This is a genomic window from Arsukibacterium sp. (genome assembly GCF_033721375.1).
Taxonomy (GTDB): domain Bacteria; phylum Pseudomonadota; class Gammaproteobacteria; order Enterobacterales; family Alteromonadaceae; genus Alishewanella.
Genome location: NZ_JAWWAP010000003.1, coordinates 211,898 through 235,592, shown reverse-complemented (window position 1 = coordinate 235,592; position 23,695 = coordinate 211,898). Strand labels below are relative to the sequence as shown.

20 protein-coding genes are annotated in these 23,695 nt (G+C 49.0%); 14 read left to right on the top strand and 6 right to left on the bottom strand.

Translation table 11 applies throughout. The features are described from left to right. Positions 1 to 5 precede the first annotated feature (5 nt). Complete coding sequence (locus R3187_RS06175) at positions 6 to 1,037, top strand: LacI family DNA-binding transcriptional regulator (RefSeq protein WP_318965815.1); 1,032 nt, start codon at positions 6 to 8, stop codon at positions 1,035 to 1,037. Positions 1,038 to 1,265: 228 nt separating this feature from the next. Here R3187_RS06175 and pgmB read toward each other — a convergent pair whose 3' ends face one another. Together pgmB and R3187_RS06165 are read right to left on the bottom strand one after the other, a co-directional pair. Then, positions 1,266 to 1,913 (bottom strand): beta-phosphoglucomutase, encoded by a 648-nt coding sequence (gene pgmB, locus R3187_RS06170; RefSeq protein ID WP_318965814.1) that lies wholly within the window; start codon positions 1,911 to 1,913, stop codon positions 1,266 to 1,268. A 1-nt stretch (position 1,914) separates the two neighbouring features. Beyond that, positions 1,915 to 4,230: a glycoside hydrolase family 65 protein gene (locus R3187_RS06165; protein WP_318965813.1), complete on the bottom strand. Its 2,316-nt coding sequence runs from the start codon at positions 4,228 to 4,230 to the stop codon at positions 1,915 to 1,917. Between the two features lie 161 nt (positions 4,231 to 4,391). On the opposite strand from R3187_RS06165, the gene R3187_RS06160 reads away from it, so the two are divergent. The 9 genes from R3187_RS06160 (at position 4,392) to R3187_RS06120 (ending at position 15,468) form a co-directional block, all read left to right on the top strand. After that, complete coding sequence (locus R3187_RS06160) at positions 4,392 to 5,618, top strand: MFS transporter (protein ID WP_318965812.1); 1,227 nt, start codon at positions 4,392 to 4,394, stop codon at positions 5,616 to 5,618. A 60-nt stretch (positions 5,619 to 5,678) separates the two neighbouring features. After that, positions 5,679 to 7,082: a sugar porter family MFS transporter gene (locus R3187_RS06155; protein ID WP_318965811.1), complete on the top strand. Its 1,404-nt coding sequence runs from the start codon at positions 5,679 to 5,681 to the stop codon at positions 7,080 to 7,082. 75 nt (positions 7,083 to 7,157) lie between these two features. Further along, entirely contained in the window at positions 7,158 to 8,522 is a 1,365-nt protein-coding gene (locus tag R3187_RS06150) for an MFS transporter (RefSeq protein WP_318965810.1), read from the top strand. 19 nt (positions 8,523 to 8,541) lie between these two features. After that, positions 8,542 to 9,135, top strand: coding sequence for a single-stranded DNA-binding protein (gene ssb / locus R3187_RS06145; protein WP_318965809.1), 594 nt, complete (start codon positions 8,542 to 8,544; stop codon positions 9,133 to 9,135). Between the two features lie 307 nt (positions 9,136 to 9,442). After that, on the top strand, positions 9,443 to 10,636 hold the full coding sequence (locus tag R3187_RS06140; protein ID WP_213995609.1) for a hypothetical protein: 1,194 nt from the start codon (positions 9,443 to 9,445) through the stop codon (positions 10,634 to 10,636). A gap of 194 nt (positions 10,637 to 10,830) precedes the next feature. Beyond that, a complete protein-coding gene (locus tag R3187_RS06135) occupies positions 10,831 to 12,417 on the top strand; it encodes a tyrosine-type recombinase/integrase (RefSeq protein WP_213995610.1) in 1,587 nt (528 codons plus the stop codon). Continuing rightward, positions 12,410 to 14,599, top strand: a complete 2,190-nt coding sequence (locus R3187_RS06130; RefSeq protein ID WP_213995611.1) for a hypothetical protein — start codon at positions 12,410 to 12,412, stop codon at positions 14,597 to 14,599. Before R3187_RS06135 ends, R3187_RS06130 begins: the two co-directional genes overlap by 8 nt. 2 nt (positions 14,600 to 14,601) lie before the next feature. Beyond that, positions 14,602 to 15,018, top strand: a complete 417-nt coding sequence (locus tag R3187_RS06125) for a hypothetical protein (protein WP_213995612.1) — start codon at positions 14,602 to 14,604, stop codon at positions 15,016 to 15,018. Between the two features lie 153 nt (positions 15,019 to 15,171). Continuing rightward, complete coding sequence (locus R3187_RS06120; protein WP_318965808.1) at positions 15,172 to 15,468, top strand: hypothetical protein; 297 nt, start codon at positions 15,172 to 15,174, stop codon at positions 15,466 to 15,468. Positions 15,469 to 15,483: 15 nt separating this feature from the next. Here R3187_RS06120 and R3187_RS06115 read toward each other — a convergent pair whose 3' ends face one another. Continuing rightward, positions 15,484 to 15,690 (bottom strand): helix-turn-helix domain-containing protein, encoded by a 207-nt coding sequence (locus R3187_RS06115; RefSeq protein WP_301003581.1) that lies wholly within the window; start codon positions 15,688 to 15,690, stop codon positions 15,484 to 15,486. 100 nt (positions 15,691 to 15,790) lie between these two features. On the opposite strand from R3187_RS06115, the gene R3187_RS18795 reads away from it, so the two are divergent. From R3187_RS18795 to R3187_RS06100, 4 genes are all read left to right on the top strand, one after another. Continuing rightward, positions 15,791 to 15,991 (top strand): Arm DNA-binding domain-containing protein, encoded by a 201-nt coding sequence (locus R3187_RS18795; RefSeq protein ID WP_413229015.1) that lies wholly within the window; start codon positions 15,791 to 15,793, stop codon positions 15,989 to 15,991. Next, on the top strand, positions 15,951 to 16,103 hold the full coding sequence (locus R3187_RS06110; RefSeq protein ID WP_318965807.1) for a hypothetical protein: 153 nt from the start codon (positions 15,951 to 15,953) through the stop codon (positions 16,101 to 16,103). The genes R3187_RS18795 and R3187_RS06110 overlap by 41 nt, the downstream gene beginning before the upstream one ends. A gap of 610 nt (positions 16,104 to 16,713) precedes the next feature. Then, entirely contained in the window at positions 16,714 to 17,220 is a 507-nt protein-coding gene (locus R3187_RS06105) for a DUF305 domain-containing protein (protein WP_290619611.1), read from the top strand. 15 nt (positions 17,221 to 17,235) lie between these two features. Further along, a complete protein-coding gene (locus tag R3187_RS06100; protein ID WP_318965806.1) occupies positions 17,236 to 17,967 on the top strand; it encodes a glutaredoxin in 732 nt (243 codons plus the stop codon). 184 nt (positions 17,968 to 18,151) lie between these two features. Here R3187_RS06100 and R3187_RS06095 read toward each other — a convergent pair whose 3' ends face one another. From R3187_RS06095 to R3187_RS06085, 3 genes are all read right to left on the bottom strand, one after another. Next, positions 18,152 to 21,274, bottom strand: a complete 3,123-nt coding sequence (locus R3187_RS06095; protein WP_318965805.1) for a CusA/CzcA family heavy metal efflux RND transporter — start codon at positions 21,272 to 21,274, stop codon at positions 18,152 to 18,154. A gap of 9 nt (positions 21,275 to 21,283) precedes the next feature. Beyond that, positions 21,284 to 22,321 carry an efflux RND transporter periplasmic adaptor subunit gene (locus tag R3187_RS06090; protein ID WP_318965804.1) on the bottom strand — a complete coding sequence of 346 codons (1,038 nt, stop codon included), beginning with the start codon at positions 22,319 to 22,321 and terminating at the stop codon, positions 21,284 to 21,286. Between the two features lie 78 nt (positions 22,322 to 22,399). Continuing rightward, the gene (locus tag R3187_RS06085) at positions 22,400 to 23,644 is read right to left on the bottom strand and encodes a TolC family protein (RefSeq protein WP_019677885.1); all 1,245 of its coding nucleotides are present in this window, start codon (positions 23,642 to 23,644) and stop codon (positions 22,400 to 22,402) included. Positions 23,645 to 23,695 lie beyond the last annotated feature (51 nt).

Here is a 23,695-nt window from a genome sequence, read left to right as displayed (position 1 = left end):
ATGCGATGAAACAAGCGGCAAAAGTCATGACCCTGGCCGATATTGCCAGAATGGCTGGGGTGTCAGAGTCTACCGCGTCACGCGCTTTGCGCGACAACCCGGTGATTAACGCCCAAACCCGGCAAAAAGTGCAGCAAATTGCCGCCGACCATCAGTTTAAAGTAAACGCAACGGCCCGGAGCTTGCGCACTCAGAAAAGCCATACCATTGCCGTAATAATTTTATTCGATGCCAAAACTCAGCAGGCGATCAGTGACCCTTTTTTACTGGATATTCTGGGGGTGATTGCCGATGAGTTAACCGCTAAAGGCTACGATATGCTGCTTAGTACCAGCAAAACCACCGACAAAGACTGGCGTAGTTACTATTTTGACTCAAAACGCGCCGATGGCCTGATCGTGATCGGCCAAGGCGAGCATGATGCCCGGGTTGATCAGCTTGCTGCAGCCGGGGTGCCATTTGTGGTGTGGGGCGCAGCCACCGGTACCGAGCAGTTTCCGGTTATTGGTAGTGACAACCGGCAGGGCGCGCAGCTGGCGGTGACGCACTTAATTAAACAGGGCTGCAAGCGGGTGGCTTTTTTAGGCGATATTCGCCATACCGAAATTGAAATGCGCTACCTGGGTTATCAGGATGCTTTGCAAGCCGCCGGCTTACAGCCAGAGCCCGCCCTACAGCTGAATACCGATTTTACCGCTCAGGCCGGCTATTTGCAGACGCAGCAAGCGTTATTTAGTCAGTTGTCGAGTTTGGATGGCATTTTTGCAGCCAGTGATGCCATCGCCATGGGCGCGATGAAGGCGTTATTGGAGCAAGGTATCAAAGTGCCACAGCAGGTGGCGATAGTAGGGTTTGATGATATTGCTATGTCGGCTTACTGCACACCGTCGCTGACTACGGTAAAGCAGGATACCCACGCCGGCGGCCAGTTGCTGGTGGCACAATTATTAAACCGGATTAACGGCGGTAAAGCGGCATCACAGTTGTTGCCAGTGAAGCTGGTCGACAGACAATCCAGTTTGCGAATTAACAACTAACGAGCTATCCCGTAACCAACGGAAGACTGGAATACCTGTTGGGGCGGGTGCAACGTAGTCGTGGCTTGCGGTACCATTGCCGCCGGGCTCACCACAGCAACTACTTCGGGCGTCCTGCCCTACGCAAGCCAGCTAAAGCTGTTCAAATTCGTTCCGGACGAATTTGTCGCCCTTGCAGGGCTCAGACACTCTGTGGCGCCCCGTCAGCAAAGCTAACCGCCACTTGCTTTAGAGTTTCATAAGGTCAGTCAGCTTTAATGCCTGTATTGTTGGGTAAACCTTAAGCGCATTGTTAAGCACCTTTGGCTCGCCTATGCCTATGGCTCTCATGCCAGCGCGATTAATTGCTTCTATGCCAGCCACCGCATCTTCTACCCCCACGCAGTATTCCGCTGCCACGCCCAGCCCTCTGGCGGCCAGTAAAAACACTTCCGGGTCGGGCTTGCTGTTAACCACATCATTGGCATCGGCAATATAATCAAACTGGCTGGCAATGCCTAAACGTTCTACCACCATGGCGGCATTTTTGCTGGCCGAAGCCAGGCCAATTTTAATACCATTCTGGCGCAGCTCTGCAAATAGTGGCTGCACCCCGGCGAATAAATCAGCCGGGCTCATATCGGCAATCAGCTCCAGATAGTGCTGGTTTTTCTGCTGCATTAGCCGGCTTTCTTCCTCTGTACTCACTTGCCGGTTGGCTTTTTGTAAAATCCAGCGTAGCGACCCTAAGCGATCGACCCCTTTTAACTGTTCATTGTCCTGTTCGGTAAAGCCAATGCCTAGCTCGTGCGCCAATGCCTGCCAGGCCTGAAAATGATAGTGGGCGGTATCGGTCAGAACGCCATCCAGATCGAAGATCACAGCTGCTGTTGTCATCTTAATCCCCCGTTTTACACTGTAAAGGAGTATCAACACTAAGTTGCAACGGCTTACCGGCATGATGCAGGGAAAGCGGCTGGCCACTGATTAACTGATAATATGCCTGCTGTTTGCTTAACCTGACTTTTAACACCCGGCCCTGATAACAGAGCCGGAATTCCAGTTCAGGCAAGCCTTGCGGTAAGTTTGGCTGGAAATACAAACCGTCGCTGCGTACCCGCAAACCGGCAAAGCCCATTACCAGCGACAACCAACTGCCTGCCATACAGGCTATATGCACCCCAACTTCGGTGTTGTGGTGGTGGTTATCCAGGTCCATCCGGGCAGAGTCACCAAAAAAGCGCTGCGCCTGCTCTGGGTTGCCGGTTTCGGCAAAGGCAATACTGTGAATACAGCCCGATAAGCTGGAATCGTGAGTAGTAAGCGGCTCGTAGTAGGCTAAATCGCGTGCTTTTTGTTCAGGGCTTACCCGGTTATCCAGCAGTACATTGGCCAGTACGGTATCAGCCTGCTTCAGCACCTGATGGCGGTAAATCACCAGCGGGTGAAAGTGCAACAACAGCGGATACTTGTCGCTTGGGGTGTTGGCAAAATCCCAGGGTTGTTTGTTCAGGAAACTGTCATCCTGCGCCTGCACCGCCAGCTCATCATCAAAAGGCAGATACATGTTGCTGGCAGCGCGCTGCCAGCTGGCGAGCTCGGTGTTGGTTACTCCAAGCTTTATGGCTAACTCCGGAAATTCCACGAAAATCTGCAAGCTGAATTCCAGCTGCAATTGCACCATGGCATTAGTATAAAAGTTGTTGTTCACCAGGGCAGTGTATTCATCCGGGCCGGTTACCTGATGAATTTCAAAGCGGTCGCCATGACGCTTATTAAAAAAGCCCAGCTGCAGCCAAAGCCGGCTGGTTTCAGCCAGCATCTCGGCGCCCATCTGGCGGATAAAGTCGCTGTCAGCCGTAGCCAGATAGTAGCAGCGAATGGCGTAGGCAATGGCCGCGTTAATATGGTACTGCGCGGTGCCGGCCGGAAAATACGCCGAACATTCTTCACCGCCTATGGTGCGCCACGGATACAAGGCGCCGCGCTGATGCGACATTTGCCGGGCACGCTGACGTGCTGCATCAAGCTGGCTATAGCGGTGGCTCAGCAACTGACGGGCCGTATCCGGCTGGGTCAGGCTCAATACCGGTACAACATAAATTTCGGTATCCCAGAAATAGTGGCCATCATAGCCCGGGCCCGTTAAACCTTTTGCCCCGATATTGCTCTGGCCATTGCGACCTGCAGCCTGCGCCAGGCTGAATAAGTTAAAGCGAACCCCCTGTTGCAACGCACTGTCGCCGGCAATCCTGACATCGGCCTGTTGCCAGAACTCTGCCCAGTATTGCTGATGCCCGGCCAAATGGCTGGCAAAACTCTGGCTGGTGACCTGTTGCAACAAACTGGCTGCCTGCTGGTGCAGCGCGTCGGTAGCCGTGTCGGCATCAGCATGACAATAGACAACCAGTTTATGCAGGGTCAGCGGCTCTGCTGCCGTCAGGTTTAGCTGAAATTGCTGGCCAATATACTGCTCAGTAACCGTGTTGCCCAGCCAGTTCGCGTTGGCCGGCAATTGATGGCTGATAGCGGCGGCAACTTTACTGTTGCTGCCATGGGCCTGATGTAACATTATCGCCCGGCTATCATCACTATGCTGCTGCAACAGGCTCAGACTATCGGCAATCGACATTGCGCCGACCCGCGGATCATCTTTTTTCTGAAAGCCGGGATAACCCGCATCCAGTAAGCTGTCTAGCTGCACAATGCCGCTGAAATTAATGGCGGTGATACAAAGCTCAATAGCCAGTAAATGCGGGTTGGCCTGAGAAACAAAGCGCCGGCTTTGTAATTGCAGCTGTTTACCACTCTGGCCCTGCCACTGCCATTGCCGTTGCAACACACCGGTTTTCAAATCCAGCTGGCGGCTGTGTTCGGTCGCTCCACTGATGGTAACCGCTTCACCGTCAACGATCAGTTGCATTACCTTACCATTGGCCACCTGCAGCATTTTGTGGTTGTTGCGGGCAAAACCATAAGCGCTTTCGCCATAGGTAATGGGCTCGCTGCTATAAACACCGTTTAAGTAGGTGCCTTCGCAGTGGTTGATGCCTGCCGGCAGGGCTTCATCGAAACTGCCGCGGCTACCAATATAACCATTGCCCAAACTGAGCAATGTTTCTTTTAGCATATGCAACTCTGGCGCAAAGCCATCATCAGGCAACTGCCATTCGGCCACCCCCAGTGCCCGGGTTAAATCAGCATGCAATGTCATCAGGTTTCCTTGTAGCTATGCGCGATATACGCACTATACACGGATTTAAATTATGATTGCAATCGATTGCAATAAGCAAATAAACCGTTGTATAGTCGCTGACAACAGGGTGAAAAACCAGCAACTGCCTGCAGGCAGTGCCTGATAATGAGAATAAAACCATGGCAACACTGAGAATAAAACTGGCGTTACTGCTTACCTATTTTGTCTTTGCAATCCTGCTAAACAGTGTAGGCACTGTGATCCTGCAGGTGATCCACACTTATCAAATCAGCAAAGAGGCCGCAAGTGTGCTGGAGGGCTTTAAAGATATTCCTATTGCCATAGTGTCGTTTTTAATTGCCGCATGGCTGCCGCGGCTGGGCTATAAAAATGCCATGCTGATTGGGGTGAGTCTGGTAACGCTGGCCTGTCTGGCGATGCCATTGGTCCCGGCTTTTCTTACCACCAAATTACTGTTTTTAACCGTGGGGGCCAGTTTTGCGCTGGTAAAGGTCTCGGTGTATGCCAGCATTGGCGTGGTTACCCGCACCAACGCCGAACATGCCTCGTTGCTGAATTTTATCGAAGGTTTTTTTATGTTGGGGGTACTTAGCGGGTACTGGGTATTTGCCGCTTTTATGGATCCGGCGGCACCACAGTCTGCCGGCTGGCTGCAGGTTTACTGGTGGCTGGCCGGACTGTCGGCGCTTAATTTACTGCTCTTGCTCAGTACCCGCTTTCCCACTCTGGCGTTACCCAAAGCCGGCCACGCCATGAACGATTTTCTGGCGATGCTGAAGCTGGTATACCGGCCACTGGTGTTTGTGTTTGTGGTATCCGCTTTTTTATATGTGTTAATTGAGCAGGGTATTGGCAGCTGGTTGCCGACATTTAATAACGAAGTACTTAATCTGCCAAATCAGTTGAGTGTGCAGTTAACCAGTATTTTCGCCGCCAGCCTGGCACTGGGCCGGCTGGCGGCCGGAGTTGTACTGCGGCATTTAAGTTGGTACTGGCTATTAAATATTTGTCTGGCTTGTATGGCGGCACTGATTCTGCTGACGTTGCCACTGACTCGTGAGGTGCAGGTATCTGCTGATGTCAGTTTATTCAGTGCGCCACTGGCTGCTTATTTATTTCCATTGATTGGCCTATTTATGGCGCCGATTTACCCGGTGATAAACTCTGTGATTTTAAGTGCCCTGCCAAAGATACAGCATGCTGCAATGACCGGCTTAATTGTGGTGTTTTCTGCCCTGGGCGGTACCACCGGCTCTATCGTCACCGGTTATACTTTCGCCAATTTTAATGGCCAGACAGCGTTTTATTTATCCTTGTTACCACTGAGTCTGTTGCTACTGTCGGTCGGCCTGCTGCGCCAGCAAAGTAAATTAACTGCCAGCTAAATGGTGCTATCGCCCTCGCTTTGCTACAGTAAATTATCATGTTTTGCAGCAGAGCGTCGGATGAATAGCCAACCCCTGGTAAAAGTAACTCTGATTTCGCTTGCCGCCGCCCTTGGCGGTTTTTTATTTGGCTTTGATAGCGGTGTGATTAACGGCACTGTTGGCGCGTTGCAGCTGGCGTTCAGCTCTACTGCGGTTGGCACGGGTTTTAACGTCGCGTCAATGTTGCTTGGTTGTGCGATTGGGGCTTTTTTCGCCGGCACGCTCGCCGACAAAGCTGGCCGCCGGCCGGTGCTGCTGATAACAGCGTTGTTGTTTATAATAAGTGCCTGGGGCTCTGGCATTGCTGACAGCTCAGCCGGGTTTGTGCTGTTCCGGGTGCTGGGCGGGCTGGCTGTGGGGGCTGCCAGTATCCTGGTGCCGGCTTATATTGGTGAAATTGCGCCGGCTTCGCTGCGCGGCCGCTTAATTTCCCTGCAGCAACTGATGATAGTTCTGGGTTTGTTTTTTGCGTTTTTAAGTAACTACATCATTGCTGGTGCCGCGGGCAGTGCTATTGCCCCGCTCTGGGCAGGTTTTAACGCCTGGCAATGGATGTTCTGGGTCGAAATTATTCCGGCCAGTTTGTTTTTCCTGTGCTTATTGCTGGTGCCGGAGTCGCCACGTTATCTGGTGGCGGCAGCTAAACCACAGCAGGCTGCAGCTGTGTTACTGACCCTGGCGCCAGCAGAAAACGCTGAGGCCAAAGTCGCCGATATTCAGTCAACCCTGGTAGCCGAGCGCAAGCCCGCTTTGCGGGACTTGTTAACCCGTAACGGTAAATTGCAGCCGATAGTCTGGGTCGGAATAATGCTGGCGGTACTACAACAATTTACCGGCATTAATGTGGTGTTTTATTATGGCGCTACGTTGTGGCAGGCCGCAGGCTTTAATGAAGCAGATGCGCTGGCTGTCAATGTGATAGGTGGCGCAGTTAATATCAGCTTTACACTGCTGGCTATTGCTCTGGTTGATAAAGTCGGTCGCAAACAGTTATTGATGATCGGCGCACTGGGTCAAGCTGTGATGCTGGCGATATTGGCGGCTATTTTCGCCATGGCTGAATTATCTGCGGCTGGCAATTTACGGCTCGATGGCAATATGGGGGTATATGCGCTGCTGGCAGCCAATGGCTATATTGCTTTTTTTGCTACCACCTGGGGGCCAATCGTATGGGTGATGTTGGGCGAAATGTTTCCCAATCAGTTGCGCGGCGCTGCCCTGGCGGTATGTGGCATTTTGCACTGGTTATCTAACTTTACTATTACCATGAGTTTTCCGGTGTTGTTGGCATCCCTCGGCCTGGGCTGGGCTTATGGTATCTATGCTGCTTTTGGCTTGCTGGCCTTTTTTCTGGTTAAAAAACTGCTACAGGAGACCCGCGGCCGCTCTCTTGAGCAAATATCGCGTGATGCTATGCAATAGCGGCTAAATCCGCTTAAAGCATGCCGGTTCTGTGCTACACTTGCGCGCTTATTTCTGCTGTTAATCAAAAAATTAATGGATCAACTGAACGCTATTGAAAAACGGGCGGCGCTGGCGCTGGCGCTGGTGTTCTCTACCCGGATGCTGGGCCTGTTTATGTTGCTGCCGGTGTTTGCGCTGTATGGCACTGACCTGACTGGCTACTCGCCGCTATGGATAGGCCTGGCCATTGGTGCCTATGGCCTGACCCAGGCTATTTTGCAAATACCTTTTGGCTGGCTGTCTGACCGGATTGGCCGGCATAAAGTGATGCTGCTGGGTCTGGCGTTATTTGTGCTGGGCTCGGTAGTGGCGGCGCTGGCCGATTCCGTTTATCTGGTTACGTTAGGTCGTATTTTACAGGGCGCGGGTGCTATTGCCGGTGCAGTACTGGCGCTGGCGGCAGATTTAACCCGGGATGAGCAGCGGCCAAAAGTAATGGCGATTATCGGCGCCAGTATCGGCTTGTCGTTTGCGTTGGCAATGATTTTAGGGCCGCTACTGGCCAAGTGGGCCGGTTTAAGCGGCGTATTCTGGTTTACGGCAGTGCTGGCCTGTTGTGCCATGCTAATAGTGGCCTTACTGGTACCGAAAAGTGTCAGTAAAGCACCGGCGGCCGAAACGCTGGCCGTGCCGGCTACCTTGCTGAATATGTTAAAACACCGCCAGCTGCTGCAGCTTGATATCGGCGTGTTACTGCTACATTTAATGCTGACCGCCATGTTTGTAGCCTTGCCGGTATTGCTAAGCCAGTATCAGCTGAGCGCCGATCAGCACTGGCAGGTATATTTACCGGTACTGCTGCTGTCCTTTGTGCTGATGGTGCCGATGATGATCATCGCCATGCGCCGTGAGCAGGAAAAGGGCTACTTTTTAGTGGCAATATGCCTGTTGACCATCGCAATGCTGCTGGCATTTATTGCAACGGGTTTTTGGTGGTTAGTTGTTGCCTTATTATTATTTTTTACCGGTTTTAATTTTTTAGAAGCCAGCTTGCCGGCGATGGTGTCACGGGTAGCACCGGCCGGACAGCGCGGCAGCGCCATGGGAATTTACTCCAGCAGCCAGTTTTTCGGGGCCTTCGCCGGTGGGCTGATTGGCGGCCTGGTCGCACAGCATTTTAGTTATACAATGGTGTTTGCTGTGATGGCCGCTATTGGTTTAATATGGCTGCTTATTGCCCGGACGATGCGGGTGCCTGCCCGGGCTCAACGCTTGTCGCTGGCGGTACAGGTTAAATCAGAGCAAGAGGCCAGCTTAATGGCTGGCCGCTTAGCTGAGCTGAGTGGCGTGCAGGAAGTTACTATTTTACTGGCCGAACAACGCTGTTATTTAAAAGTCAGTTCGCAGCAATTTGACCTGGCACAGGCCCGGTCATTGGTTGGTTCAGGCCAACCCTAATTTTTTCAGGAGAAATCGCATGGCGCGTGGAATTAATAAAGTTATTTTAATCGGCAATCTGGGCGCCGACCCGGAAGTGCGTTACATGCCACAGGGTGGTGCCGTCGCCAATATGACCCTGGCAACCTCAGAAAGCTGGACCGACAAAAACACCAACGAGAAAAAAGAGCAGACCGAATGGCACCGGGTGGTGATTTATCAGCGTCTGGCTGAAATTGCCGGTGAATACCTGCGCAAAGGCAGCAAGGTGTATATTGAAGGTAAACTGAAAACCCGTAAGTGGACCGACAAAGACGGCGTTGAGCGTTACACCACAGAAATTGTCGCCAATGAACTGCAAATGCTCGATGGCCGCGGCGATGGCCAGCAACAGGGTAGCGGCATGGGTGGCGGCCAGCAGGGGGGTTATCAGCAACGCGCGCCACAGCAACAGCCTGCCCAGCAGGGTGGTTATCAGCAGCCGCAACAGGGCGGTGGCTACCAGCAGGCGCCGGCTCAGTCTGCCCCGCAACAAGGTGGTTATCAGAAGCCAGCGCAGCAGGGTGGCCAGCAGCCGCAACAACGGCCGCCTATGGAGCCGCCAATTGACTTTGATGACGATATCCCGTTCTGACCTAACACTTTCTATTTTGTAAAGACAAAGTGTAAAGTAGTCGAAAAAAGCCTCTTTAATTAGAGGCTTACTTCTAAAAAGGGGGTTGTTTACCTTTTGGGGAATTTGAATGCTTTTACAATAAATTCGAACACTTTAAAATGTAAAGACAAAGGTAAAGTTGTCGAATAGTGTCTACATACGCCTACCCTTTAAATAAAAACACTCGTTTTTAATCACAATAAAACCAATCGATTAGCAAAAAATGACGTCATAAATATTGGTGCTATACTTCGGTCAAGTCGTTAGGCTTTCGAGGAGTTTTGCTGTGGCCTATTCAGTTCGTCTTATCCAGGTTGAGTCGCATGGTGATCGTGAAGTTATCGTTTGTGACAGAGAAGGGTTGCCCCCTATTGACATCAATATGTACATCATTCGATTTCGTGGCCGCTCACACTTATATCGATTGAAGTTAGCTAGCACCATTACGAAGATCCATCTGTGGGCATATGAGAGAAACATCGACATTACTGAGCGAATGAAAAGTGGTGAGTTCCTCGATTTCTTTGAGATGGAATCATTCAGAGAGTACCTGCGCCTTCGTGCCGATGCACCAACCGCCTCTCCTCAGACTATTGAACTTGCGCATAACACTTTCGTGGGTGCGGACACTTATCGCCAGCGAGCAAATCAGATCATCAGTTACCTCCAGTTTCTAGGTCATGTGTTCACCGGCACCCGAAAGCGAAGCGATCCTTATTCCAAGAATTTGAATACATTCCTTACACATTTTGGTCAACTCTTGAAAGAGCATCAAGGCCTCAAGTATGCGAACCAGCGTTACGGACTCACAGAAGAGGCAGTTAATAAACTACTGTGGTGGGTCGATCCAGGTAACCCGGAGAATCCATTTCAAGACAGAGTAAAACTACGTAACCAGCTTATCGTTCACATACTGTTGCTAACTGGTGTCAGGGAAGGTGAGTTACTTTCGCTAAGGCCCGATGCGTTGATTCGAAAATCGTATGGTCATGCATTGAGGGTGACACAAAATACGACCCTAAATCTCGATCCGCGAGCTAACCCGCCAAATGTCAAAACATACGAGAGGGATATCCCTGTCAGTGAAAGGATTGCTCAGATGACGGACATCTACATCATGACTGAGCGTAAACAGCGAGGAAGGGAATCAGCAAAGGCGCCGCCTTACCTTTTCCTAAACTCTAACGTGTCGCCAAAGCCGATGACGAACAGGGGGATTACTCACCTTTGTGATCGGATCCGAGCGCTAGATCCAACAATGTTTAAATCACTTTTTCCTTACTTGTTGCGGCATACCTTTAATGATCTCCTGGTGCTAACCTCTGGCCTGGACGTAGACACTGAGGAGTTTAAAAATCTGCATCGGGAACTATGTGGATGGGCAATTGATAGCCGGCAGGGGATAAACTACACCAAACGATCAAGAGAATTTTTAGCTGCGCAGTACTTGCAAAAAATTGAAATGCAGTTTATGTTCTAATTGTTATTTCTGACAGGAGCAGGAAATATCGTAAAAACCAACGCAATTCAGTGTAGGTTAGTTTAATACTTTTTTGTAAGTAAAGCCCATTCAAGAAATGGTCACTTTTACCTTACTTAGCCATTAAAACGAAGTACACCCGCAAGCCTTATGCAATAGGGAGGGGTATTTCATGGCCAAAGAGGTAAGAGCCCATGACACAACCACGCCGCTCGCGTTTAAAATTCAACGCCGTTATCCCACCTTTAGAAAGACCTTTGTTCAACAAAACGTCAATCAAAAGTCGTTCACGTCAGATTGATACATTAGGTGACGTTTGGCAGATAGGGGAAAGCGACGCTGTAACTCTCAATTGGTCGTTTCTCTCAAGATTACCAGAAGAGCTTACCAGCCAAGTTAAATATACATTCGAGTATTTCCTCTCTGGCCTCGCGCCAGATACGGTGAGCGGTTATTTTGACGTGCTCAAAAAATTCTTTAACTCAGTAGATGAGTGGGAATCAGACGAGAGCGTAGGTGATCAACTGAGTGAATACCTCTTTGATTACATCGCAACTCAGCGGACTCAAAACGACGAGACAAGTCTGAGCTCCTTGCGCCACTGGTATACGCAATCACACCAATTAGCGTTATCGCTCTTTCAGCGTAAGACGTGCCAGGTTCTGTCAAAGTTGAAATTCAAAGGCAACATGAAAGGACAGGATGTACTCGCCTACATTGAAGGTCGCTCCCCTTTTCGGTCTGATGAACTCAGTAAGCTTAGAAAAGCGCTGACAGAGTGCTGTAGTCACATTACACCTTACGATCCGCTTTTTCCTAAACTGGTGGCAACCTGGATTTTTGTTGTCCTTGGTGTCAGGCCAAGGCAATTGATGTTGCTCATGACCTGTGATTTCGCTGTTAACATCGACAAATCCAATGGGCACAAAACTTATATGCTCAATGTTCCCTCGGTGAAAAAACGCTATACCTTACCCAGGCAGCGTTTTAAGCAAAGAGTGCTTCCGGCATTTCTCGGAGAGCTGATTGAGAAACAGATCTCCGCTCAGTACAGAGATCTGTTTTCTGATCGCAGCATCCTGACCCAGGATGATCAGCCTATTTTTCGCGGTACAAACGCCTCTGAACGAAAGGCCAAAAAGGTAACGTTTGAGCGTTTTGCTGCCTCACCGGGGAAGGACTATTTCGCCAAATTGCCCTCTGAGGTTATGGCGTTTATTGATGAAAAACGTGTTAAAGACGGGTTACCTGCGTTAGGTCTTAAGTTGACGCCGAGGCGACTTCGTAAAACCTTTGCCACTCACGCCGCGGCAATGGGAACGCCTTCCTATGCGCTGATGGAATTGCTGGACCACGATGATTTGCAGCATGTGATGGTTTACTACCAGTTGGGTGTGAGCTTTGCATTAAAGATCGATGCGGTTTACCAAAAACACTTCACGGATCACCTGGCTTACTTTGATGGGAAAATCACTCTGAAAGAGCTGGTTGAACGCAATAACGTGCGTACCGTGTTTGGCCCAGATTCACTGCGAAAGTTGGTTGGGATCGGCTTGTGTGCAAAGGGGGCTCCCTGCCGACTTCAGCCACCCTATTCTTGTTACGGTTGCAATAAGTTCGAAGCATCGAACGATGTCTCGGTCCACCAGGAGGTGCTTGTTGCGATGCAAAACGAGATCAGGGAGAAGTTTGGTGACGATGCCCCACCCGGGTTCTACACCGTCACACACGTTAAAGCTTGTAGTGAATTAGTCGAGCGTCTGGAGGTGGGTCATGAGTAAGTCGAACGCATTGCAGTTACAGGTGCTATTACCAAATCAAGACGCACAGGAACACGACAATCCGCTTGGCAAGATTGTCCAACTGTGGACGCCGACGACCAATTGCGAGCAGAACTTTGCCCTCCTGGTCAAGGTGAGCCAGAAGTTGTGCAAATTGATTTTCCGGGACAAGGTTGACTGGCAAAGTCATATTTGGGATCTCAGGGGGTTTGAGTCAACCGTCAGCCTAAGAAGCACAACGCAGAAAAGTAATGTGTTGTTTACGCAACGCTCTGGGCTTAAGAAACGTCATAAACAAAAAAAAGGAGATGAAACGCCTTTTACTGAGCCGTTTTCGTCATTTGCAAAGGCTCTAATCGTAACGGCGCACGCGAACAAGCCAATCAGCCACAACGCGCATATGGTCGCAATGCGTGCCTTGCGCTACTTGTACGAAGTGGCAGAGTTGAATGGATGTCGACACGTCATTGATTTAACGCCAGGACTATTCGACGAAGCGTTGAAACTTGCCATGGCCCAAGGCGAAGAAGCGACCACGCTCTATACCACGGGAGAGAAGTTAAGTTACATTTCCGACAGAATGCAGCAGCTTGGTTTGTCGGTGATGCCAATCAACTGGGAAAACCCGATCCCCAGGGATTTTAAGCACGGCGGGCGACTTCAATCCGGCAATGCCCCAGAGCATGTTAAACATCGTGCCGAGAAATTACCAAAGTCGGCTGTGTTGGTTTTTATTTCTGCGCTTTGGTTTCACTACGATGAGCTTGAAGAGCGTGATAAAGCGCTTACTTGTATGGCTGTTATTTTGATGGCTTGTGGTTTTCGGATGGACGAATTTGTCAGTTTAGACTTGAACTGCGTTCCGTCACGTGAGGAGTTTATGGCGTACGAGCCGGAACTTGATCCTCAATCTGGTCGTTTCTGCCGGATATTGAAAATCAGAGTGCTGGCCAGAAAACGCTATGTATGGGATAGCAAAATCGTTCCCCCAAGCATGACTGATCTTATCTTCACCGCGATCGATCGCCTTAAGATGTTATCTGAAGAGCATCGAACCGTGTGCCGCACTTTATTGGAACAAGGCAAATGGACAAAGTTCATGCAGTTTGATGATGAACAGCTGCTTACCTCACGTCAAATCATGGACGTTTTTGGAGCCTCGTCGATCAGCAACACCATCACGACATTAAAGCGCTATGGTGTTATGCCTGCCCCCGGCTCAAAACGCAAGAGCACGTTCTTCAGGGTCGCAGATATCCACAAAGGATTTAGTGATGCCTACAAAGAACGCATTCACGCCATTCTTGACGGGGTCGGCATGGGCAGAATTAAAGTGCCGGTGTGGGATCTCATCACTTTGCGTTTTAAGGATCAGTATACCCCCAAAGAAATGCTCAATGTTTTTGCTGAGCCTTTAACCGGCACGCAAATCCAGGACTTCTTTAAGGGGCGGGATTACGTGTCCAGGGTGTCAAAAGACGAAGCACGCATGAAGAACGTATTCGAACGCTATTCGTTTCCTGAGCTTGAGGGGTTTGAAGACGCGCCAGAGGTGCGAACACATCAATTCAGACATCTGCTAAATACCATTATGCAGGAGTCGGACATGTTCTCTCAGGAGGATATTGCCAAAAACTTCCTGCGTGCGGGGACGCGTGACAACAAGGCTTACAATCATCGGCTTCAGCCTGAAGCCGCCAGAAATGTGATGCACAATGTGCAAAAAGCCATATTCCAACCCAGGGCAGATGTGTCAGTTGAACAAGCGGCTACCCTAGCAAGGCAATTCCCGTTGCTTACACCAGATGAGCTAACACAAGATCTGGAAAGCTTAGGAAGCTCGCATCTGATGGATATTGGCCGCTGCCGGCATGACTATGTACAGGGGCCCTGCGGACTGCATTATGCTTGCTTACACAACTGCAAGCATTACCGCAGAACGAAAGGTGATCCCAGCGAAATTGCCCGGCTTACTGAGCGCAAAAAAATTGCGCAGGTGCAAATGGAAAGAGCACTTGAAGATGCTGAGGATGGTTTTACCGGCGCCAACGAGTGGTATCGCCATCATAAAGAGCTAGTGGATGGTTGCAACACAGCATTGGCCATCGAGAAAGACTCCAGCTATGCCCCGGGGGATATTGTTCAAATTTTCCCCAACGGCCGTGACTCATGTGAGGTGTAGTGATGCTCAACAGGTATATCACTAAATCACACGAGCAGCAGATCATCGCCTTACTGGACGAGTGGGCGACAGGACTACTTGGACCAGGATTAACCTGGGATTATCTCGTAAAGGCATTTGGGTTTTCCCGTCAGGCGCTCAGTGCAAATTCGGCAATTAAGGATAAGTTTGATGAGGCTAAGAAAGCGCTTAGGGAACGTAAACGCACGTTGTCGAAAAAAATATCCGACAAGGAAGAGGTTGAGGTACTCCGAGAGGAAAATGCTGCGTTGAAAAAACGTGTTGAGGAATACGAAAAGCGGTTTACACGCTGGATGCATAACTGCCACTTAAAAGGTATCAACCCGTTAGAGTTGGATAATCCAATGGGAATTAGCTTTAAAACAGCGATGCGAGGTAGGGACAGAAACCCCCAGTAATGGAAGATACCATAAAATATTTGTATATTTAACTTGACTTATGTCGATTATAATCTACATTTAGGGTGAGCAACTGAAAATGGCTAAGTAAGTGCTGAAGTAGGGATATCCATATTCGCCAGGGATGGTCAGGGTTTCATACAGGAGAATTCTATGATAACCATCTCGGCGAATACGTTTTTGCAGTCAATGCACGAGCATAAATCACAACAGAGGCGTTTACGCAGCTTGCGAGACTACTTGCTTACCTCACTTCAGATCAATCCTCGCAGCCAGAACCTTGTTGTTGCCATGGGAAATGGCAATGAGAGGAGTAATGCGGATGCACTTCTGAGCTGGCTTTCGGGGACGTCACATCAGGATTCATTTCTGGCAGATTTGCCAGCGGGAGAAGTTAAGAGTCTATTGCTACGCCATTTGCAGCGGACATTGGATTGTTGGCCGGACTAAATCTGTCTTGATTAACTACTTATCAGGAATGTGTTCGATGATCTGTTCAACGGGAACCTGGAAAAATTTGCAGAGGCGATCAATGGTATCAAGTGTGACATTGCAGCCCGGGGCGTTAATCATTTTAGATAGGGTCGCACGATGTATCCCAGTTGCATCGGAAATATCATTAATCGTAACGCGTCTCCCATCATCAAAAGATTTCTTCTCGATTAGTGTCATCAAATGGTACCTAAACATTTTCCCTCCCCGGTTGCCTAGTTTTAATCATAACTGGTTTTTTCATAAAAAGAGCACATGTTGTACTGAACAGAGCTATAAAATGAGGACAATAATCAGTGATAGTGCAGGTAATTTAGTTCTGCGTTTAAAGGTTCTAGGCCAGCGTTTCAGTGAACAAACCCAGTTTAACGACTCGCCACAGAACAGAGCTTACCTGCGTAATACCTTAAAAAAAATAGACGAAGAGATAAAGTGCCGCTGTGCGCGAGCAAAACGTGCAGGTGGCGGCCGGCTCCGTTGATCAAGCTCCCAATTCCAGTGCGGCGTTCCAAGTGACGGTGAACACGCTCGGGCGGTTGACCGACGAGGAGCAGTTCGGCAACATCATCATTCGTACGGACAGCGACGGCTAGGTGACGAGCTTGCGCGATGTCGCCCGCATTGAGATGGGTACCGATACTTACGTATTGCGCAGGCGGTGCGGACAACTACTCTGACATGGCGGGACAATAAAGCGCAAAAACCAATCGAGTTAATTGTAAAGCTTACTGAGTGCTATCGATTGAACGATCAGCTAAGAAGCGAACATATTGATTTGAAAAATCAATTGGCACATAAGTTAGGTGTGACAGAAAAAGTATTTAGTGTTAACTCTGACACTGGTGAAATCATTGGAATTTTTGATAGCTAGTCTCAACTTCTCGGTTGCACGCGTCCCCCACATAGACTGCCAGGTAAGTTGGGTTGATAAAGGTCAAGATCGCCGCTTATATACTTGCATATACATTGCAACCAGAACTGAACAGAACCGTTAACAGATCATTGAATAAACTCCTGAATCGCTGTTAGGGATCACTGAAATACGCAGTTGTGCAGAAGAAGCAACGTGTGCACTCTCCGCGCCACCTCCGTATTTATGCACTATTGGCACAAATATTGAATTAATTCAAAAGATTGTCGAAAACTTCAAGTCATTCAAGAATGTTTTTCACACCTGAGAGCTTTCTTAAGTAAGGATTACACATGAAATACATAAAATTTGCAGCAATGATATTTACCTCAACTATTGCGATGCTTGTAATGATGTATTTAAACACGTACGCGGTATCACATATTTGGTTCAGCGAAACCAGGATGTATATGGCTCTCTACATGGGAGCTGGTATGGCCATTATCATGCTGGTGTTTATGCTTGGCATGTATACGAATAAAAAACTTAATGCTGTTATTCTACTGGGTGCCATGGTGCTATTTGCTGGTAATTTATACCTAGTTCGCTCGCAAACCTTAATATCTGATACCGCCTACATGAAAGCGATGATTCCTCATCATTCCATTGCAATTCTTACCAGTGAACGCTCCAACATTAACGATATCAGAGTTCGTAAGCTGGCTGAGGGTATAATTAAGGCTCAGAGGAAGGAAATTGAGGAAATGGAGTGGCTAATACAAGATATAAAAGATAATGGTAAAGCAACTACCGTTGATGAAGCTGGCAAACGACCCATACCTAATTTTGAAGGTAGCTGAACAAAGGAGACAATGATGAGTAAGACCGCAATAATTTACAGAATGGTTACTGACGAGCATATATGTCCTTATGGGTTGCGTTCAAAAGATTTATTGGAAAGGGAAGGCTATAAGGTCGAAGACAACCATTTAACTTCGCGTGAAGAGACCGATCAGTTCAAAGAAAAGCACGGTGTTAAAACAACACCACAGACTTTTATTGATAACGAGCGAATTGGCGGATATGACGATTTGCGTGAATATTTCAATAAGGGACAAGCGGGGCAAACGGGAACGACTTACACCCCCGTAATTACTATCTTTTCCGTTGCTGCGTTGTTGGCTTGGGCTTTTCAGTATTCTGTTTCAGGTGAATATTTATCAATACGAACGCTAATGCTCTTTATTGCTTTTTCAATGACACTGCTCGCGGTACAAAAACTCAAAGATTTATATAGCTTCACAAATTCCTTTATCACATATGATTTACTGGCAATGAAATGGATTAGGTATGGGTATATTTATCCATTTGTTGAGGCTTTTGCCGGTATCGGAATGGTTGCACAACTCCCAGCGATGGCAATAGCTCCTTTCTCTATTTTTATAGGAACGGTGGGCGCTATTTCCGTTTTTAAAGCTGTTTATATTGATAAACGTGACCTTAAATGCGCGTGTGTCGGTGGTGACAGCAATGTTCCACTTGGATTTGTTTCCCTGTCCGAAAACTTGTTCATGATAGTTGGTGGATTAATCATGCTTTTTACATAAATTATGATTGGTTTAAAGTTAAAAAAGTATCCACTACGCATTTGTTAGTTTGTTGAGTAATTAAGATGTAATAAAATTGAAGTATCATGATAGAGATTTATTTCTTACACGATACTTCAACACACTGCTACGCTACCCTCTGTTGTCGCCCACAGCTTAACATAGTAGCGAAGCAGGTTAATGATTATTCCGTTTGCTGTTTACGGTTATCGTTTTTGTGCACCCAATGATATAGCACCGGCAATACTAGCAACGTCAGCAAGGTTGACGAAATAATGCCGCCAATAACCACTGTCGCCAGCGGTCGCTGCACTTCAGCACCGGTGCCAATATTAATCGCCATCGGCACAAAACCAAGGCTCGCGACCAAAGCGGTCATTAGCACAGGACGCAGCCGGGTCAGCGCGCCTTCCGTTATCGCTAACAGCAAGTCACCTTTCTCACGCCAGAGATCGCGAATAAAGCTCAGCATCACCAGGCCGTTCAACACCGCTACGCCTGATAAGGCGATAAAGCCAATGCCAGCAGAGATTGATAAAGGCATACCCCTCAAATACAAGGCCAACACACCACCGGTGAGCGCCAACGGCACACCGCTGAAGATAATCAACGCATCTTTAAATGACGCAAAAGCCATCACCAGAATACCTAAGATCAGCAGTAACGTAACAGGCACAACGATGCTAAGGCGCTGACTGGCGGACTCCAGCTGCTCAAAAGTACCACCATAATCCAGCCAGTAACCGGCTGGTAATGTAACGTCACGGTTGATTTGGGCCTTTACCTCTTCTACAAAACTACCAAGGTCTCGCCCGCGCACATTCGCAGTTACGACTACCCGGCGTTTGCCATTTTCACGACTAATTTGCGCCGGTGCAGGCGATAAATCTAAGGTAGCTACTTCCTGTAACGGTACAAAGTCCCCATTTGGCAATGGCACCGGCAACACCGCCAGTTTGTCCAGATCGCGACGCAGGGTTTCCGGCAAGCGCACAATCAGCTCAAAGCGTCTGTCGCCTTCATACAGAATACCGGCCGACCTACCACCAATTGCCGCTGATATCCAGTCCTGTAGTTCAACCACATTTAAGCCGTAACGTGCAAGCGCGGTTCGGTTGGGGATCACCGACAAGGTTGGCAAACCAGTGACTTGCTCTACTTTAGTATCCGCAGCACCTTGCACCTTGTTGACCGCTTGCAGAATTTGATTAGCGCTTGTAACCAGCTGATCTAAATCATCACCAAATACCTTAATACCCAGATCTGCTCGTACACCAGAAATCAGTTCATTAAAACGCATCTGAATAGGTTGGGTAAATTCATAGTTATTGCCCGGCAATGTCGCCAAAGCAGCTTCCATTTCAGTGACCAATTGGGCTTTGGTTTTATCCGGATTGGGCCATTCACTGCGCGGTTTTAATATCACAAAGTTGTCAGCCACATTGGGTGGCATCGGATCGGTCGCCACTTCTGCCGTACCAATTCTGGCAAACACTTTATCAACCTCAGCAAAGGTTTTGATCTTTTCCTCCAGAATTTCCTGCATTGCAACGGCTTGTTCTAACCCGGTGCCCGGAATACGCATGGCATGTAAAGCGATATCGCCCTCATCAAGCTGAGGCACAAACTCCGCCCCCAACGTGGTCGCCAACCACAGACACACACCAACCAGAGCACTGGCCAAGCCAATCACCAGCCAGCGAAATTTCAGTGCCAGCGCTAATAGAGGTGCGTACAGGGTTTTAGCGCCTCTTATAACCGCACTTTCTTTTTCACTGATTTTACCATTTAAGAACACCGCCACAGCGGCAGGCACAATGGTCAGCGACAACACCATAGCTGATAACAGGGCCATCACCACAGTCGCTGCCATTGGATGAAACATTTTACCTTCGACACCGGTCAGCGAAAAAATAGGGATATACACTATGGTAATGATAGCCACACCGAACAAACTGGGCCGGATAACCTCTGCTGTTGCCAGATACACTGTATTTAAGCGCTCTCTCAGCGGTTGGATACTGCCGTTGTGTTGTGCCTGTGCCAGGCGGCGAACCGCATTTTCGACAATAATCACCGTACCATCAACAATTAAGCCAAAATCCAGCGCACCCAGGCTCATCAGGTTGGCAGAAACGCCGGCTTGTACCATGCCGGTAATGGTCATCAGCATTGATAGCGGGATCACCGCCGCAGTGATTAACGCCGCCCGCAGGTTGCCCAGTAGGATAAACAACACTACGATCACCAGTAATGCGCCTTCCAGCAGGTTTTTACTGACGGTTGCAATGGCTTTATCCACTAAGGTGGTGCGGTCATATACTGCTTCAGCAATTACACCCTCTGGCAGAGAGCTTTTGATCTGCTCCAGCTTTTGCGCCACATCCCGTGCCACTGTGCGTGAGTTTTCACCAATTAACATCATGGCTGTACCCAGCACCGCTTCTTTGCCATCCTGAGTTGCTGCACCAGTTCGCAGCTCTTTGCCAATGGCAACATCGGCAACGTCACTCAGCTTTACCGGTATTGTGTCGTATTGCGTAATAATGACATTAGCAATGTCATCCAGTGAGGTTAACTGACCGGGCGAGCGTACCAACAGTTGCATGCCCTCACGTTCAATATAACCGGCCCCCCGGTTGTCATTGTTGGCTTGCAGGGCCAGTTCAACATCCTTAATACTCAGGCCATAATTAAGCAGTTTCAGTGGGTCGGGTAACACATGGTATTGCTTGTTGTAGCCACCAATACTGTTTACTTCCACCACACCTTTAACCTGTGCTAATTGTGGTTTTATGATCCAGTCCTGGATTTCCCGCAGTGCCATGGCATCGTAAGGTGAACCATTTTGTTGCAGCGCGCCCGGCTTGGCCTGCACCGTATACATAAAGATTTCACCAAGCCCGGTTGAAATAGGGCCCATTTCAGGCTCTATGCCCTCAGGCAACATATCCTTGATAGCGCCCAATCGGGTGTTGATTAAATTGCGGGCAAAGTAGATGTCCGTACCTTCTTCAAACACCACCGTTACCTGAGACAAGCCATAGCGTGACAATGAGCGGGTATAACTTAAATTGGGTAAGCCATACAGGGCAGTTTCTACCGGATAGGTAATACGCTGCTCTGCTTCAAGTGGCGAATAACCCGGTGCCGCCGTGTTTATTTGCACCTGAACGTTAGTAATATCCGGCACTGCATCAATCGGTAACTGTTGGTAGCTCCAACTACCAATGGCAATAATCAACAGTGTCAGCGTTAAAAATAGATACCGCCTCGCAATAGCCAGGCGCAACATGGATTCAATCATAGTGCCCCCTTAATGATCATGCTCGGCTTCAGATTTTTCAATATCCGCTTTTAACAGATAGCTGTTTGTAGTGACATACAACTGGCCGGGCTTTAAACCGGCAATCACTTCGACATAATCCATGTCGCTACGGCCAAGCTGCAATGGGGAAAAGACATATTCGCTATTGTTTTTCACGAAGACACCGCTTTTATTGTCCAGTATTTGAATGGCAGATTTTTTAACGGCAAGCTCAACGTTGAATTCACCGCTTATCACAGCTCCTTCGATCATTTGCCCGGACGACAGTTTACCGTCACGGTTATCCAGCTTAACTCTGGCCAGTTGATACGGCTGGGTTAATGACGGGATGATATGCGCAATTACGCCTTTAATCTCAGTGTCAGCGGCCATAATGACCACGTTTTGCCCTGTCGCGACAGCAACTTGTTGTGACGGATACAGGCGAAAATCTACCCACAGGCTGCCAAAATCAGCAATGCTGAACAGCGTCTGCTGCTGTGCGACTTCACCAACATTGGCGCTGCGCTGAATAATAACGCCGTCAATTGGTGCTTTAATGGCATAGGTATTTAAGCTCTCATTTGACTCGACAACGGCCAGTACATCGCCTGCCTTTACGCTGTCACCCAGCGAGAACTTCACCGAGGTAAGAATACCGGGAAAACGGGCATTAACATGGCTGATGCGGTTTGGATCAGCGCTAAGCTTGCCATAAACTACCTGATGTTGGCGTAATAACTGGCTGTCAGCACGATCAGTGACAATATTTACCGCTGTAGCAATATCATCACTAATGCTGCTGCTTAGGGTTTCATTGTGTTCATGCTCGTCGTTTTCGTCGTGCCCTTCATGCTCATTGTGTTCTTCATGTTCTTCGTTCTCGCCATGTTCTTCGTGCTCTTCATTTTTCTTAGCGTCAGATTGCGGTTTTACCGCTTGCTCTTTGGCATGGACATGCGCATGTTCTTGCTCATTGGCGGCCATTACATGCATCGGCATAAGCCAGACTGCTATAAACATTGCCAGTGTTACATGTGGTTTCATAATGCTATCTTCCTGTATGTTTTGTTTGCCACGTCGCACAGTTAATGAAGTGCGGCAGCGGGGCAATAATCTTGTCGGTTACTGGGTTACCGGCTCGGCGGTAAGCTGTTCAATCGTCGCCTGGCTCAATAGCACCGCAGTGGCGGTTTCCAGTATTTGTCTTTTTGCCTGCAACAATTCTTGCTGGGCATTAAGCCAATCCTGATAATTTGAGCGCCCGCGCTGGAAAGCATCACGAGTAAGATCCAGCGCTTGTTCCAGGTTGGGGATCACGTACTGCGCCAACTGTTGGTGACTGGTAATAAATTGCTGCCGTTGCGAGTACGCATCAAACAAGCGCTCATGCAGGATCAGTAAGCTATCCTGCTGCCGATACTCAACATTGTTTCGCTCTGCCAGCGCAGCTTCGATGGCTGCACTATTGCGACGTTCAGCAAATAACGGCACTGAGATACCAAAGGTAAGGCCTGTATCATCACTGGCCTGATAGCGTCTTACCCCTACTTGCCAACTCAGATCGGCGCGATTTTGGCTTTGCGCCAATCGCACTTCGGCGTCTTTTAACCGACGTTCAGAGGCAAAAATGGTTAGCGCCGGCGATTGTTGCAGCCGCTGATACAGCTCGGCAAAAGGGCGGCTTTGACCAAAAGCAAACAAATTACCTGCCACAACGTTAAAGTTGGCGCTGGTATCACCCCAAAAACGTGCTATGGCTATTTTTTGCCGCTCAATGCGCTGCAACAGGGCGTCCCGCCCGATCTGAACCTGAGCCAGTTGCGCCTTTGCGCGCATGATTTCAGCATCTGACAAAGCACCGCTGGCGGCACGTTTTTCTGCGCTTTGCAGCAGGGCTTCTGAGAGCTCTACGGCCTCTTCTGTCAGTGTCAATTCCTGCTGGCTGGCCAATAGATTAATATAATTGCGGGTAAGCTCTGCCAGCACATCGAGGGTTTGCGCTTGTTGCTGCCAATCAAGAGTATTGAGCCTGGCGTCTACTACCGCAGCGCGCCACTGAGCTTTATTATCCAGCTCTATCACGGAAGACAAGGCGACTGTCAGCTCAGCACCGGCCAGCCCTCTGGCCTCTCCGGTGCCCGCAACGTTCTCAAGATCTACACCGAGTTGATAACCGGGTTTAAGGCTTTGCACCTCACGCTCTGCCAGCAGTCGCTGTTGGGTAAATTTAAACTGATGCAGCTGCGGGTTGTGTTGCAGTGTTTTATCTATTGCCTGTTGTAATGTCAGTGCTTGCGGCTCGGCACGTAGCGGAAGCGCGCAAAATACCGCCGCCAGTATTGCTGGCAGCATTAGTGTCATACGCATGGGTATGCTCCTGAAAGTTAATCGTTAATAAAAAAAGATAAACAAGCAGGA

What these genes read in the sequence shown, in the direction of transcription:
- R3187_RS06130 (WP_213995611.1), top strand. Translation starts at nt 12,410, where the DNA reads ATGAGTAAGTCGAACGCATTGCAGTTACAGGTGCTATTACCAAATCAA.
- R3187_RS06120 (WP_318965808.1), top strand. Translation starts at nt 15,172, where the DNA reads ATGATAACCATCTCGGCGAATACGTTTTTGCAGTCAATGCACGAGCAT.
- R3187_RS06105 (WP_290619611.1), top strand. Translation starts at nt 16,714, where the DNA reads ATGAAATACATAAAATTTGCAGCAATGATATTTACCTCAACTATTGCG.
- R3187_RS06100 (WP_318965806.1), top strand. Translation starts at nt 17,236, where the DNA reads ATGAGTAAGACCGCAATAATTTACAGAATGGTTACTGACGAGCATATA.
- R3187_RS06165 (WP_318965813.1), bottom strand. Translation starts at nt 4,230, where the DNA reads ATGACATTGCATGCTGATTTAACCCGGGCACTGGGGGTGGCCGAATGG.
- R3187_RS18795 (WP_413229015.1), top strand. Translation starts at nt 15,791, where the DNA reads ATGAGGACAATAATCAGTGATAGTGCAGGTAATTTAGTTCTGCGTTTA.
- R3187_RS06095 (WP_318965805.1), bottom strand. Translation starts at nt 21,274, where the DNA reads ATGATTGAATCCATGTTGCGCCTGGCTATTGCGAGGCGGTATCTATTT.
- R3187_RS06155 (WP_318965811.1), top strand. Translation starts at nt 5,679, where the DNA reads ATGAATAGCCAACCCCTGGTAAAAGTAACTCTGATTTCGCTTGCCGCC.
- R3187_RS06150 (WP_318965810.1), top strand. Translation starts at nt 7,158, where the DNA reads ATGGATCAACTGAACGCTATTGAAAAACGGGCGGCGCTGGCGCTGGCG.
- ssb (WP_318965809.1), top strand. Translation starts at nt 8,542, where the DNA reads ATGGCGCGTGGAATTAATAAAGTTATTTTAATCGGCAATCTGGGCGCC.
- R3187_RS06135 (WP_213995610.1), top strand. Translation starts at nt 10,831, where the DNA reads ATGACACAACCACGCCGCTCGCGTTTAAAATTCAACGCCGTTATCCCA.
- R3187_RS06125 (WP_213995612.1), top strand. Translation starts at nt 14,602, where the DNA reads ATGCTCAACAGGTATATCACTAAATCACACGAGCAGCAGATCATCGCC.
- pgmB (WP_318965814.1), bottom strand. Translation starts at nt 1,913, where the DNA reads ATGACAACAGCAGCTGTGATCTTCGATCTGGATGGCGTTCTGACCGAT.
- R3187_RS06175 (WP_318965815.1), top strand. Translation starts at nt 6, where the DNA reads ATGAAACAAGCGGCAAAAGTCATGACCCTGGCCGATATTGCCAGAATG.
- R3187_RS06115 (WP_301003581.1), bottom strand. Translation starts at nt 15,690, where the DNA reads ATGACACTAATCGAGAAGAAATCTTTTGATGATGGGAGACGCGTTACG.
- R3187_RS06090 (WP_318965804.1), bottom strand. Translation starts at nt 22,321, where the DNA reads ATGAAACCACATGTAACACTGGCAATGTTTATAGCAGTCTGGCTTATG.
- R3187_RS06160 (WP_318965812.1), top strand. Translation starts at nt 4,392, where the DNA reads ATGGCAACACTGAGAATAAAACTGGCGTTACTGCTTACCTATTTTGTC.
- R3187_RS06085 (WP_019677885.1), bottom strand. Translation starts at nt 23,644, where the DNA reads ATGCGTATGACACTAATGCTGCCAGCAATACTGGCGGCGGTATTTTGC.